The sequence below is a fragment of the Mycobacterium sp. genome (assembly GCF_025965855.1).
Classification (GTDB): domain Bacteria; phylum Actinomycetota; class Actinomycetes; order Mycobacteriales; family Mycobacteriaceae; genus Mycobacterium.
The window spans coordinates 42,866-56,480 of the sequence record NZ_JAOPWB010000039.1 but is presented as its reverse complement, the minus strand read 5'-3'; the positions used below and the strand labels follow the sequence as shown (position 1 = coordinate 56,480).

Here is a 13,615-nt window from a genome sequence, read left to right as displayed (position 1 = left end):
CCGTCGGTCATCGTCACAGTCCTGGTGGTGAGAGCGCCTGCGCTGTCACGGAATTGGAAGTCGCGGCACAGAGCGGGCAGCAGTACCGGGAACGCAGCGGATGCGGCGACGGCTTCGGCGACCGTTACGGGATTGGTGATTTCGCCGTATGCAGAACATGAACTGGCTGCGCTGCCGAAGCGCACGGCGTTGCCCGACGCCATGTCGGTCGCCGATATCACGGTGGCCAGGCCAGGGTGCGTCACCTCGCTCATGGTCCGCTGGCCGAACTCTCGAGCGCTAAGGGCGGCAACCAGGCTGTCGGTGCGGTTGTGTCTGCGCGGCCGGCCCGTGGTCGCCGAGACCGCGAGACTGGTGAGATTGCGGGTGATCGCCGCCGGGGTGAAGGTTCTCCTGGCTAATTCGCACTGCAGATTGGTGCCAAGCATGCTTGCCACGGATGCGTCGAATTCGGTGAAGTCACTCGGGCCGTACGCCCACATGGCTGCTAACAGGCTTCCGCCGCTGATACCCGAGACGACGCGGACAGATTGAAGCAAATCGAGGTCGCGCAACGCGCGTAGGCACCCCAAGCCGAACGCGGTGGCGCGGAAGCCGCCACCCGAGACCGCGAGGCCGATACGCGGCAGGCCGCTCATGATTTTCCGCCGAAAAGTCTGCGCCACCAGGCTGATTGAGGTGGCGAGCCGGGATCAGGGTGGTAGAAGCCGCCTGGAAAGCTGCCGGTGGGCAGGACGACCGGTGACCCCGCCCGTCTGATGGCAGGCTGAATGGCGTCGTGACGGTCAACGACCCGCAGGTAGATCTCTGGCGTGTCGCCTTGTTCGCGCCAGGCGTTCCAGCGCTCGCCCGTCCCGCCGAGGATGAGCATGAGCGCACGTCGACCGGCGCCGTCGGGCGACACGATCCAACCGATTCCGGCCTCGTCGGTGGGGCTTGGGTAGGCTTGCCCGTACGGGTGGGTGTGCCACATTCCGACGAAGCCAACGCGATGGGCGGTGCGCTTCTGATGGTGCGCGACGAGCTCTTGAGTACCGACCGTGCCGTGATCGAAATGCGCGGCCGACAGGACACTGTCGGGCGACGGCCCCGACGTCGCGTCGATGTAGACGCAGCCGACCGCGTCGTCGAATGCTCCCAGGAGCATGCCGCCCGTCTCGACCTGCGGTCCCCGCGTTCGGGCCCCCTGCATGTCTCGGCTCGCATCTCCGCCAGTGCTCGCGCTGACACGCGAACTTCGTAGCGCCCGTTGAGATCTCGCTGCACATGGTCGTTGGGCCAGCTCAGCCGGCTCGCACGAGCATCGGAAGCGCCAATGCCGGCCAAACGGATCGCCGCGGCTTCCATCGGCTCGGCGGTGAGTTCGTCGGCCAATTCCGTGATCAACGACCAGAGCAGCGCTGACGCCAGCGCTTCCGTCTGGATCGCCGAACCGGTGAAAGTGGGTGCGGAACATCCGGGTTCGGGGAAGAACATCTGCGTGCGCGCAGGATCGGGGAAGAAGTCGTCGGCAACGTCACGCCATGTCGCGCACGCATGGCCGCGGGCGTCGATGGCGATCCTGCGCAGGATGTCATGTGCGCCACCCGTTGAACCGGGTCGAGATAGGACGCCCAGGCCTCGCTGCGCGTCGTGGCCGAAGAGCCCGGTGATCAGCGGTGGCCAGTCGTCGCGGCATGCAGCGCGGGCACTCTCGATCGCGGCGCGCACGCCTGTATTCGCCGATGCATCCACGATGAGGTCGTAGTCCGGTGGACCCTGCAGTTCTCCGGTGAAGAGGCGAAAGGCGTTGCGGGCGAGCGCTTGTACCTTCAGGTCCGGGCGGATCTCGCTGAGCCGGTCGGCCAGCCGGCGAGCCTTGGCGTGGCTGATGTCGGCGTCATAGTAGGGCTGGCGCACCAGGATGCCGGGTTTGACGGTGCCGTCGTCGACCACCGTGAGCGCACTGACGCCGGCCCGGACGCAGTGCTCGGCGATGGGCGCGCCCAGTGCGCCACATCCCAGCACGAGGACGCGCTTCCCCTGCAACCAGGCCGCCGAGGACGCCGCGTCGCGACGGTTGGTGACCTCGGGCCGGTTCTCGTACACCGCCATCCAATCCACCTCGGCGATGTTGATCCACTTGTTGGCCAGTGACCGCACTTCTTCTGCGAGTTCGTCGTCATAGCGGTGTATGCCGCGAACCAGCTCGCTGATCTGAGACCCGAGGTCGTCGAGTTTCCACGCGGTGAGGTGGGTCAACCGTCGGGTTCCCGCGACGCGGCGGGCCGGCGTGCCCAGCAGCACCACGACCGGCGCGTCGCTGTCGGTTGCGGCGAAGCTGGCGATCGCGCCGTTGAAGGTTCTGGCGCTGGCGATCGCGCGCAACACGGCGTCGCGGGGGAACCCGAAATCCTCCAGGCTGCCGACCAGCGCCGCGGCGTTGTCCGGGTACTCCATGGACAATTCGTCACTCACCACAATCAGCGGCGCGACGAAGTGGGGACGCCCTGCGACGTCGACCGGGTTGAAGTCGGCGTCCAGCACACGGTCGTAGGCCTCATCAGGGATCAGCCATTCTCGAATGTCGATCCGGTTGCCGTTGCGCTGGCACCATGCATACAGCAGGCGCGTCCGCCCTGGTGTGACCGTGTCGCCCCATGGGACGAGATCGGCGACATCGGGATGGACTATGACTCGTCCGGTGGCGGTGGAGGTGTAGGTCACCGGCGGGTGCAGCGGTTGATCGTCAGGGTCCAGGGTGCCCTCGGCGGCACGCGTCAGCCAGGTGACGAGCAGATCGATCAGGCCGCGCATCCCTTCGGCAGGGTTCCACTCCACCGCTGGTGCCGCGTACAGGCACAGGAAGCGTCCCCACTGGACGTGCGGGCGGCCGGCCCACCGCCGGTGCGACACCCATACTGACGGGGGCCGGTACGGGTAGGTCTCGGGTATCACGAGCTGAAAGCGCTCACGGTTGCGGACCTTGATGCCAGCGCCGCGGGTCGTGATGCGCCGCGTGTCCAGCGAGATGTCGACAACGAGGCCGGCGGCTTCCTGACGTGACTCGATGAACTCGACGGCGCCCATGCTGACGCCGGCGATCTCTTGGATCTGCCGAACAGCCAGCTCTGTCAACGGCCGAAGCCCACCGGGGTGTCAGGTGCCTTGTCGCCGCCGCGATCGGCGGTGATCGCCGCCCGGATCCGATCCGGGCCGGTGGAGGTGTCGGGACTGTGGGAGGGAAGGGATTTCGCCACCGTCACTGCGGCCGCGGTGATCGCCGCCAGCCGGGCTCCCGCGCCGACGTGCGCCGAACGCGCGGCCGATTCGACCGACGGCTGGGGTACGACTGCTCCGCCGCCGGCGTCCACACCGAAGACCACGGGTGAGGGGGCGGCCGCGTCGCTCCAGGCCATGGTGCAGATGACCTCATCGGCGATCTCGCTGTAGCGGTCGGCTGCCTTGCGGTGCGGGGGGTTGGCGCCGGCGACGTCGGCGGTCGGAATGGTGGCGCTGCTGCAGACGATCACTGCCCCGTCGCGCGAGTTTCGCTCCAACGCGTTGAGGACGTCCATCTGGAGCACGTCGTTGCCGTCGTCACCCGGCTTGTACATCACCCGTTTCGAGCAGTGATGCGATGCCAGCAGCAGGTCCCACTCCAGATACTGCTGCCGGTGGTGGTACTCGCTGTAGTCGAAGACCTTCATGATCGTGTCGTGGGCGAGGTCTCCGAATAGCAACACCTTGCCATCAACGCCGGAGTCGTCGGTCAGCGTCACCTGCATGGCCAGCGAGGTCTCGTTGCGCGGGGCCGCGCAGTCATCGCCGAACGGGGCGTGGAAGAACGCCTCGAACCGTCCCGCGCATTCGTGTCCGTCAAGGACCGTCAACGTCTGCCCGGGATAGGACTTGTATTGGTCGGGCAGCTCTTCGTACGGGTGCTGACCGTGGTCCTCGTCGTGTCCGATGACCACGATCCGGTCACCGCTCGTCGGTTCCTGGCCGGCTTTGAGGGCGGCTTTCGTAGCGGTGATGCGGCGCTCGGACTCCTCGCGGAACGCGATCGCGTCCTCGCACGGGTCCTCAGCATCAGCGTCGTTGTATTCGCGCCACAGCCGTGGCGTGGACCACAGCTCCCCGATGTGCACCTTGGACAGCAGGTCGGCGAAACCGAGGCAGTGGTCCTTGTCGGCATGCGTCAACGCGAACGTCGAAAGGTACGGCTCGCCGTCGACGACTGGCAGTGCGGCGACGAGCCGGTCAACGACGGCGAGTTCGGGATTGTCCTCGTCGTCGGCCTTGTCCATGTCGTGCAGGTCGATCTGCAGCACGACCGTCTCGTCGACGACAATCGTTGTGCTGTCGCCCGTACCGACGGGCCAGAACACCGCCCCCCGGGCAGGCAAAGTATCCTCGGCAGACACCGATCTTCCTTCCTCGGCCGAAGCCGCGCCGCCGCTTACGCGGCACACATCGCAGAACATTCAGACGTTACGCCCGACCCCCGACAATCGGTCTCGGGCGAAGGCGTGTCGGACGCCCGGTTGCTCAGCTCTGAGCGAACACAGCCGCCACCACGACGCTCGATCAGCAATAGGGTGACGGAATGCGCGTCACCGCGATTCACCGATCGATACGCGGTGCTTCGGTGCCGCGACCGTGAGCGAGCTCGATGGCGAGCCCATTGCGTTCGCCTGCCAGACGAGCCGCTTCGAATAACTGCGGTGACTGCGACCTCAGGGCCGGGCATGCTGTGTCCGTGACCGACCCGGTACGCCACGCGGATCATGGATAACCGCTGTTATCCATCGGCAATGTGCCCGTACCTCCGCTCCCCGGCGCTGTCGCCGGCAATGGCGCGACGCGCTGGCGCATTTCATGGATAACTGCTGATATCCATTGGGGTGCGGCACGTCGGCGCCGCGTCCGAAAGGCGGTGCAAAAGCACAGCCCGGTTCGTCGCCGCGCCGTCAGACCGGACCCCGTCACCGAGCAGCTCTAGAACGGATGGCCAACGCCTTCCTATGGTCGGTGTTTGGTCGGTGAATCCGCGACACGCGATGGTCTCGCTTGGTGTGCGATGGCTCTATATGGCCAGCTCAGACGCCATTTCGACGTCTCAACCAGTCTGGCTTGCAGGTTCTCCTAAAGCCGGTGTCGCAGGTGCGAATCCTGCCGGGGGCACCGCCGGGGGTGTATGACCTCGGCTGATGCTTGACAGTTACTTCGGCGGATGCTTGACAGTTACCTCGGCTGATTTGGTTTCCAACCGCAGACCCTCGACGACCAGATCCGACACCAGCCGGGCGTGTTCTTCGATGGCGGCGGGGTCGCACGGGTTCGCCGGGTCGAACAAGGTCGCGAGCGGCACGAGGCTGTAGATCGCGGCCGCACCGTGCGCGACCAGAAAGTGGAAGTCCCGCAACGCGATCGGACGAATCGTCTTCCGCTCGGCGAGGTACACCAGGAGCCGCCCGACGCCCGTCAAGGCGGGTTGGATGTAGTTGTCGTAGATGTAGGCAAGCCGGTCGGTGTCCTGGCGGGCTTCGATGTTCATCAACGCAACCAACTCGGGGTGGTTGGCGGAGAACACGACGTAATTACGGATCGCCAGGCGTAGCTGTTCCAGCGGCTCGGTCAGGGTTGGATCGAAAATCCCCTGCATGATGCGCAGGAGCGGGCTGAAGCCGAAATCGACCGAGGCCCGCCAGAGATCGTCTTTGCTGCCGAGGCGCTGATAGATCAGATTGTGACTGACCCCGAGGCCTCGGTTGAGCGTCCGCACCGAGACGCCGTCGTATCCATATGTCGCGAACGCCACAAGGGCGGTTTCGAGGATGTCCTGCTGCGGCGTCGAGTCAGCGGCCTTCGGGCGACCACGACGCCCCTGTGCTGTCGGTTTCGAGACCACCCGACAAGGTATACCAGACCAAGTGTCAACATTTATATTGACATCCATCAATTAAGCTCATAGTGTGCTCATCAACGGTTCGCCAGTCACAGGAGTCGTTGACGCGATGACACACACATTCGACACCCCCGTCCTTGTTGCCGGTGGAGGACCTACCGGTCTCATCCTTGCCAGCTTGCTGTCCGGGTACGGCATCAATTGCGTTCTTGTCGAACGCAACACGCACACGACTCGCTTCCCGAAGATGGACGTCACCAACGGGGCCAGCATGGAGTTGCTACGGCGGTTGGGTGTCGACGCCGAGTTGCGTCGCGTGGGGGTGGCGCCGCAGCATTCGTTCGACGTGATCTTCACGCCCGGGCTGGACGGCCCGGAGGTTACCCGCTGGGCCTTGCCCTCGGTCGACGAGCAGTGGGCGACACTTCGGGGCGCGCCCGACGGGACCCGGCCGGGTCAGCCATGGCAACGCTGCTCGCAGGCGATCTTCGAAGCGGTGATGATGGACCGCTGCCGACGTGATCCGTTGATCGACGTTCGACAGGGGTGGCAGCTGCAGACTTGCGCTCAAAACGGCGACGTGGTGGAAGCCACCGTCGTGGGCGACACCGGTGAAGCACTGAAGATCCGTGCCAGTTATCTGGTCGGGTGTGACGGCGCGTCGAGCCGGGTCCGCAGCGAGCTGGGGATTGCGATGGAGGGCGCCAAGGACATTACCGAGTTCGCGTTGGTGCACTTTCGTTCCAGCGATCTGACCAATCTGCACGCGCTCGGCCAGTTTTGGCACCTGTTCACCACAGGCGGAGCGATCCTCATCGCACAGGACGAGGTCGACACGTGGACACTGCACCAAGATTTGGGGCTCGTCGACGATCCCGATCCGATCGGTGATCCCCATGAGTTCGTCGCCCGCGCGCTTGGACGCCCGATCTTGATCGATGAGATCCTGGCGTCGAGCGTGTGGCGGCCCAACGCGCTACTCGCGGACCGATACGGCCGGGATCGAATCCTGCTCGCCGGTGATTCGGCCCACACGATGATCCCGACCGGCGGTTACGGAATGAATACCGGGCTGGGCGACGCGTTCAACGTCAGCTGGAAGCTCGCCGGCTTGCTGCACGGATGGGGCGGACCAGGCCTCCTCACCAGTTATGAGGCCGAGCGCCGTCCGATCGGAGGCCGCAACCGCAGCGCGTCGGTGGAGAACGTCTTAGTCCATTTGCAGTCCCGCGACATGGTCGACCCGAACCTCATCGACCAGGACAGCGACGACGGGCGCGCGCATCGCGCCGCCATCGCAGAATTCCTCACCAGCAACAACGCCGAAAACATCAGCCTGGGAATCGAACTCGACGTCCGCTACGACGGCTCACCGATTGTGTGCGCCACCGATGGCAACGCACCGCCATGGGATCGGCGCACTTTCGTGCCCACGGTGCGGCCAGGCCACCGCGCGCCGAATGTCGTTGTTGGCGAAGGCGAAACATTGTTCGACCAGTTCGGCGACGGTTACACCCTCGTCGACGCCGTCTCCGGACCCAGCGACGCCAAACTGCTCCTGGACGAAGCCGAACTGGTCGGAATGCCGGTGCGCCACCTCGTCCTCGACGATCCACGGTTACGCCAGCTGTATCGCCGCCGCCTGGTCCTCGTGCGGCCCGATCTGCACATCGCCTGGAGCGGCCCCACCGTCGCCGACCCCGCCGCGGTTATCGCGCGTGTCCGCGGCGCGTAACCAAGACCATTGTCAAGGCACTCATTCTACAACACCAGTCGTGTTTATCTCCGAATTTCTTTGTGCTGCAGTCGATTTCAGATGCAAGACGTTCTCTGGAGCCGAAGGCAGCGCAGCGTCGGCGTTTTTAAGACTAAGGGCTTCGGCCGGTCGTGGGCGTCCCGTCCGTCGCAGTCGCGCATACGGGAGACGCCGTATTCCGCATTGAGTCGCGACTGCGCGCCCCGATCTGCACATACACTTACTTCGGCTGATTCTTGACATCCCTGGATGCGGGAGTTAACCGTGGCCGAGCATCCGTCCTAGGCCGCTTGGCGCGTATTACTGGTGGCCCGGGAGGGCCGGCAGGCCGTCTCCGATGCCTTGCAGATCACCTTGGATGCCCTTCAGGTCACGTTCGATGGCCTGCAGACCGGAGAGCGCGTCCTGGAAACCCGGCTGCGGCTCGTCCGAGCTTGAAGGTTGGTACTGAGGGCAGTACGAGACGACGGCACCGGCGGCGAAACTGGCGCTTTGATTGGCGTCCCAAATCGTCGACCCCTGCACGAAGCGGACGGCCTCTGCGAAATTGGGTTGTTGCGTTAGGAAATCGCAGACTGCGTGCCCATGGGTCGTCACGTATTCGTTGCTCGGAACGGGCACGCCATCCTGTTTCAACGCGCCGATGAACGCCCTGTCGACGATCTCAAGCGGCGGAGCGTGTGCTGCCGGCGCAGCCGGGCTGGGTCGCGCAACCGACGGCGGCGGGACCACCGCCGGCGGCGGGACTACCGCCGGCGGCGGTGGGTCCGATTTGTGCATCCCGAACATGACCGCTAACACAGCGCCGACGGCCAGCAGAGATAACGGCAACGCCGCGAGGGGCCCGAAGTGGCGCAGCACACCCTTACGTCGGGAAGGCCTGATGTCGCGCCGCGACAACGTGTCGACGACCACCTGGGTCGCACGCGCCGGAACCGCCTCGGTTTCGGACGCCTCCGCGCGATGGCCCAGGCGCTCGTCGAGCAGCGCGTCGACCTCCCGGGACGACGGCCGACCACCCTGCTCACGCACCGATTGGCGCCCAAGAGCGATGAGCCGCAACTCTTGGTCGATCGTCTCGCGATCGCGCATATCAATCAGTCTGAGGGTCTGGCGACGTCGTCACAAGTCCCGGCGACCACTGACAACACGCGTGCGCTTATGGCAGCACGGTGTGCATCAGCATCACGTCGTACGCCGACCATAGCGACAGGTTGAAGTACAGGTCCCTCCCCGACGACCACGGATGGATCATCGGCGCATAGATGCCGCCGGGCATCTGGAACGACGACACTAGCGGTTGCTCCCCACTCCACGGTCCTTGCGGGGTCGGCGCGGTCCGCGCGACGACGTCGTTGCTGCCACCGTTGGTGTACAGGACCAGGTACTGCTTGAGGTAGCTGTTGTACTGGGCAGACATTTCGCCGACCGGACCGGGCCAAAGCGGCGTCGCCGCCCCCGGGTTGGCCGGGACCCAACGCCCGCCTTGGTCGCCGTTCCAGTACTGGTATTTGCTCAGGTCCGGAAGCTGATTCGGGGGAACGCGCGACAGGAATGCCGCACCGCTGCGCCCCGAGGGGGTCCCGAACTGATAGAGGTAACCGTCGTTACCCTTCATGAACGCGCCCATCTGGAAATTCTCATTCCCCGGCGTGAACCCGACTCCCGGTATGGCATCCGCCGAGGCGGTGCGAACGGTGCTGGGGAAAATCCCCCAGTTCTGGCCGTTGTCAACGGATCTCGCGATTGCCGAGTAGTTCGTCTGCCATTCCCCGTCGCGGCCCCACTGCCTGATGGACATGTAGCTCATGTACTGGGTTCGCCCGAGCGAGAACGCGGCGGTCGGAATGATGCCCGTCTCGTGCGGCGCCTTGTGGATGGTGTTGACGACCTGCTTGGAAAGGCCGGTCGCCCACACCGGTGAGCCGGAGTATCGGTCGTTGGGTACGCCTTCGGCGATGTGGATGCCGTGGGACAGGTCGCGGTCCGAGCTGCGGAACAGCACGTTGTAGCGCCATTGCTGGCCGCGGACTTTGCAATAGCCGAACGTGTCACCGAACGCCATGAGGACCTGACGGTTGGCGGGATCGCCGTTGTCCCAGGCGATCCCGAGGTCGGTCCCGGAAATGCTGAAACGTTGGAGGGTCTTGTTCGGGCCATCCGGTCCGGTCACCCAGTCGACCAGCGATGTCGGTGCCCCCGCGATATTGGCGGGAGGCGGGGGCGCGGGCTGCGCCGCCGGCTGCGGGGCCGGTTGCGGCTGAACCGGGGCCGCGTTCGGCTGTAGCTGCGTCGCATTCGGCGGTAGCTGCGGGACGCCCGGCGCGGGCGGATTGGGCCCCGGCGGCGGAACGACCCCCGCTTGGGGTTGTATCGGCGCGGAGTATCGCTGGCCCCCCGCTCCCGGCTTGAGTAACGACGAGATCAGCGGACCCAACTTGGGCAATGGCGCCTGGTCATTCGCATGGGTGGGCCTACGCCCGGTCGGTGGTTGGACGACAGGCTGCGGTGCGGGCATCGGCGGGGGCGCCGCCGGGGGGTCGATGTTGCCTTCCGGCGCGCTGCAAGGGGTGGCGTTCGCCGACGGCGCGGGGCCGATCGCAACGAAGAAACCGATGGCGGTCGCCGACGCCATCGATAGCGACAGGATCCGGGGAATCGCCGTCAATGTCACACCTTTCCCGGGAGCAGGCCGTCGCTTGACGTCCGCAGTTGGCTCATGTGACGATAGTGATTCAAGGGGCTCCTGTGACCAGTGATCTGCGGATAGGTATGCATCCGTGACCGTGTCGCAACGCATCGGTTCCGCCTCAAGGACGGGCGAACGGCGCTGATCGCGCATCGCCTGGGGTCCGAAACCGTGCGAATTGCTGAGGTCGCGGCCCCGCCGGCCCAATGCCCACACAACCACCCGCTCCCATGGCGCTTGGGCCGCTCGGTTGTCGCGCTGAGGCGGACACATTGGCATATCCCCCGAATCCCGTGGCTTCTGGGAATGCTGAGGCCACGGGCAAAGCCGGCCAAAGAGCGGTACGCTCCAATCCGCCAGCACACCAAGGAGGACATCCGGTGAGCGTCCGTAATCAGTTGCAGCCGGACCCATTCCAAAGCCGGGGATTTCTTCGCCGAGTGGTCGCCGCATCCATGGCCGGCACCGTCGTCGAATGGTATGAATTCTTTCTCTACGGCACGGCGGCCACGCTGGTGTTCAGCAAGGTGTTCTTTCCGCGCGGCGGCAACGAGCTCGATGCGATCCTCGCTTCGTTCGTGACCTACGCCGTCGGCTTCGCCGCCCGCCCGCTCGGCGGCCTCGTCTTCGGGCAATTGGGGGACCGGTACGGGCGCAAGAAGCTGCTGCAGGTCAGCCTGCTGCTGGTGGGCGCCGCGACCGTGCTCATGGGCTGCCTGCCCACCTTCGCCCAGGTCGGTTACTGGGCGCCCGCGCTGTTGGTGGTGCTGCGCTTCATCCAGGGCTTCGCCGTCGGCGGCGAGTGGGGCGGCGCGGTCCTGCTCGTCGCCGAGCACAGCCCGAAGGACAGCCGCGGCTTCTGGGCGAGCTGGCCGCAGGCGGCCGTGCCGGGAGGCAACATGCTGGCCACCGTCGTGCTGCTGGGTCTCACATGGACGCTATCGGATGCGGAGTTCCTGAGCTGGGGCTGGCGCGTCGCCTTCTGGTTGTCCGCGGTCGTCGTTCTGATCGGCTACTACATCCGCACCAAGGTGACAGATGCACCCATTTTCCTTGAAGCACAGCAGGAAGTTGGCCGCTCCAAGGCCAGGCAGTTGGGTGCTGTCGAGGTTTTAAAACGTTACCCGCGTGGCGTTTTCACCGCCATGGGCTTGCGCTTCGGCGAGAACACCATGTACTACCTCGTGGTCACCTTCTCCATCACCTACCTCAAAGTGCAGGTGCACGCCAACACCAAGGCGATCCTGTCGTGGCTGCTGGTCGCGCACGCCGTGCACTTCGTGGTCATCCCGCTGGCCGGACGGCTCAGTGACCGGATCGGCAGGCGCCCAATCTATTTCGTCGGCGCGGTCTGCGCGTGCACGTGGGGGTTCTTCGCCTTCCCGATGATGGACAGCGGCCGCAACGCCATCATCCTGGCGGCGGTCATCATCGGTCTGGTGTTCCACGGACTCATGTACGCGGTCCAGCCGGCGGCCATGGCGGAGATGTTCCCCACCCGGATGCGTTATTCGGGCGTGTCGCTCGGCTATCAGGTCACCTCGATCGTCGCCGGCTCGCTGGCACCGATCATCGCCGTTCGCCTGCTCCAGACATACAAATCCTCCGTGCCCATTTCCTGGTACCTGGCGGCCACCGCGGCGGTGAGCGCCGTGGCCGCCGTGGCCGCCCGCGAGACCAAGGGCATCGACTTGGCGGCCGTCGACCTCGCCGATGCTCAGGCTCTCCAGAAGCGACCGACCGTGCCCGCACGGGAGCCGGACGGACCGGAGCCGACGGAGCTCGTCGAGGGCGCCATTTAGCCCTAATCTCGTCTCCAACAGCGAAAAGACGAGTAGCCGCACGTAAATACCCGTTTCCGGGCGTTGGCCACAAGGTTCGTTCAACATGTTTGTCGACCGCGCTTGGCGGCAATGTTCCAAAAGAGGCGTGCGCGTCGGCCGGCCTTCGCGCCCGTCTAGGTCCCGTCGGTTCAGCCCGAGAGCCGACGGGGCCGCCCTGTTGGCCAGTCGGCCGAACCGCCCAGGAGTAGCGTGCCGCATATGGATGGCTCGACAGGGGTGTGGATACTCGGGGGCTACCAAAGCGATTTCGCCCGCAACCTCACCAGGGAGGGTCGCGACCTTGCTGCGTTGACCGCTGAGGTCGTCGAGGGCGCGCTCGCCGCGGCCAAGGTCGGTGCGGCAGAAATCGGCGTCGTGCACGTCGGCAATGCCTTCGGCGAGATGTTCGCCAGCCAGGGCCACCTCGGTGCGATGCCGGCGACGGTTTGCGAAGAGCTCTGGGACACCCCGGCCTCGCGGCACGAGGCCGCCTGCGCGTCGGGCAGCGTGGCGGCGCTGGCGGCGATGGCCGATTTGCGCTCGGGCGCCTACGACACCGCACTGGTGATGGGTATCGAGCTGGAGAAGACGGTGCCGGGCGATACGGCCGCCCAGCATCTCGGCGCCGCCGCCTGGACCGGACACGAAGGAGCGGGCGCTCGCTACCTGTGGCCGTCGATGTTCGCCGAGATTGCCGACGAGTACGACCGGCGCTACGGCTTGGACGACACGCATCTGCGCGCCATCGCGCAGCTCAACTTCGCCAACGCGCGGCGCAACCCCCACGCCCAAACGCGCGGGTGGACGGTTCCCGACCCGATCACGGACGACGACACCACCAACCCGATCACCGAGGGCCGGTTGCGCCGATTCGACTGCAGCCAGATGACCGACGGCGGCGCTGGAGTGGTTTTGGTCAACGACAGATACCTGCGCGACCACCCGGACGTGCGCCCGATCGGCCACATCGATGGCTGGGGGCACCGAACCGTCGGGCTGGGTCTGCAACAGAAATTGCGCCGGGCCGCCGACAATCCCCTGGAAACTCACGTGCTGCCCCACGTGCGGGCGGCGGTCCTCGATGCCCTGCGCCGCGCCCGGCTGACCCTCGACGACCTCGACGGGTTCGAGGTGCACGACTGCTTCACCCCCAGCGAGTACCTGGCCATCGACCACATCGGGCTGACCGGCCCCGGCGAGTCGTGGAAGGCCATCGAAAACGGCGAGATCGAGATCGGCGGACGCCTGCCCATCAACCCCAGCGGCGGACTGATCGGCGGCGGCCACCCCGTGGGGGCGTCCGGGGTGCGGATGCTGCTCGATGCGGCCAAGCAGGTCAGCGGCGCGGCCGGCGACTACCAGGTCGACGACGCGAAGGCCTTCGGCACCCTGAACTTCGGTGGCAGCACCGCCACCACCGTCAGCTTCGTGGTGAGCGCAACCAGGGGTTCGTGACT

9 protein-coding genes and 1 pseudogene are annotated in these 13,615 nt (G+C 65.8%); 3 read left to right on the top strand and 7 right to left on the bottom strand.

Annotated elements, in window-relative coordinates:
* The 5 genes and pseudogenes from JWP83_RS03155 to JWP83_RS03140 form a co-directional block, all read right to left on the bottom strand.
* A partial coding sequence (locus JWP83_RS03155) for a patatin-like phospholipase family protein (protein ID WP_367185573.1) occupies positions 1 to 638 on the bottom strand: 638 nt, incomplete at its 3' end.
* A complete protein-coding gene (locus tag JWP83_RS31140) occupies positions 635 to 1,147 on the bottom strand; it encodes a Mov34/MPN/PAD-1 family protein (RefSeq protein WP_367185575.1) in 513 nt (170 codons plus the stop codon). The genes JWP83_RS03155 and JWP83_RS31140, both read right to left, overlap by 4 nt.
* Positions 1,148 to 1,698: 551 nt before the next feature.
* Positions 1,699 to 3,117: pseudogene (locus tag JWP83_RS31135) on the bottom strand (ThiF family adenylyltransferase); the annotation flags it as partial.
* A complete protein-coding gene (locus JWP83_RS03145; protein WP_297725682.1) occupies positions 3,114 to 4,406 on the bottom strand; it encodes a hypothetical protein in 1,293 nt (430 codons plus the stop codon). The gene JWP83_RS03145 and the pseudogene JWP83_RS31135, both read right to left, overlap by 4 nt.
* A 797-nt stretch (positions 4,407 to 5,203) precedes the next feature.
* Positions 5,204 to 5,893: a TetR/AcrR family transcriptional regulator gene (locus JWP83_RS03140; RefSeq protein ID WP_297725680.1), complete on the bottom strand. Its 690-nt coding sequence runs from the start codon at positions 5,891 to 5,893 to the stop codon at positions 5,204 to 5,206.
* 106 nt (positions 5,894 to 5,999) lie between these two features.
* Between JWP83_RS03140 and JWP83_RS03135 the strand changes: the two genes are divergently transcribed.
* A complete protein-coding gene (locus JWP83_RS03135; RefSeq protein WP_297725678.1) occupies positions 6,000 to 7,625 on the top strand; it encodes an FAD-dependent monooxygenase in 1,626 nt (541 codons plus the stop codon).
* Between the two features lie 321 nt (positions 7,626 to 7,946).
* Here the strand turns inward: JWP83_RS03135 and JWP83_RS03130 are convergent, their stop codons facing one another.
* Together JWP83_RS03130 and JWP83_RS03125 are read right to left on the bottom strand one after the other, a co-directional pair.
* Complete coding sequence (locus JWP83_RS03130) at positions 7,947 to 8,738, bottom strand: DUF732 domain-containing protein (RefSeq protein WP_297725676.1); 792 nt, start codon at positions 8,736 to 8,738, stop codon at positions 7,947 to 7,949.
* A 67-nt stretch (positions 8,739 to 8,805) separates the two neighbouring features.
* Positions 8,806 to 10,281, bottom strand: coding sequence for a DUF4185 domain-containing protein (locus tag JWP83_RS03125; protein ID WP_297725700.1), 1,476 nt, complete (start codon positions 10,279 to 10,281; stop codon positions 8,806 to 8,808).
* Positions 10,282 to 10,790: 509 nt separating this feature from the next.
* On the opposite strand from JWP83_RS03125, the gene JWP83_RS03120 reads away from it, so the two are divergent.
* Together JWP83_RS03120 and JWP83_RS03115 are read left to right on the top strand one after the other, a co-directional pair.
* Entirely contained in the window at positions 10,791 to 12,137 is a 1,347-nt protein-coding gene (locus tag JWP83_RS03120; protein ID WP_367185574.1) for an MFS transporter, read from the top strand.
* Positions 12,138 to 12,377: 240 nt separating this feature from the next.
* Entirely contained in the window at positions 12,378 to 13,613 is a 1,236-nt protein-coding gene (locus tag JWP83_RS03115) for an acetyl-CoA acetyltransferase (RefSeq protein ID WP_297725674.1), read from the top strand.
* Positions 13,614 to 13,615 lie beyond the last annotated feature (2 nt).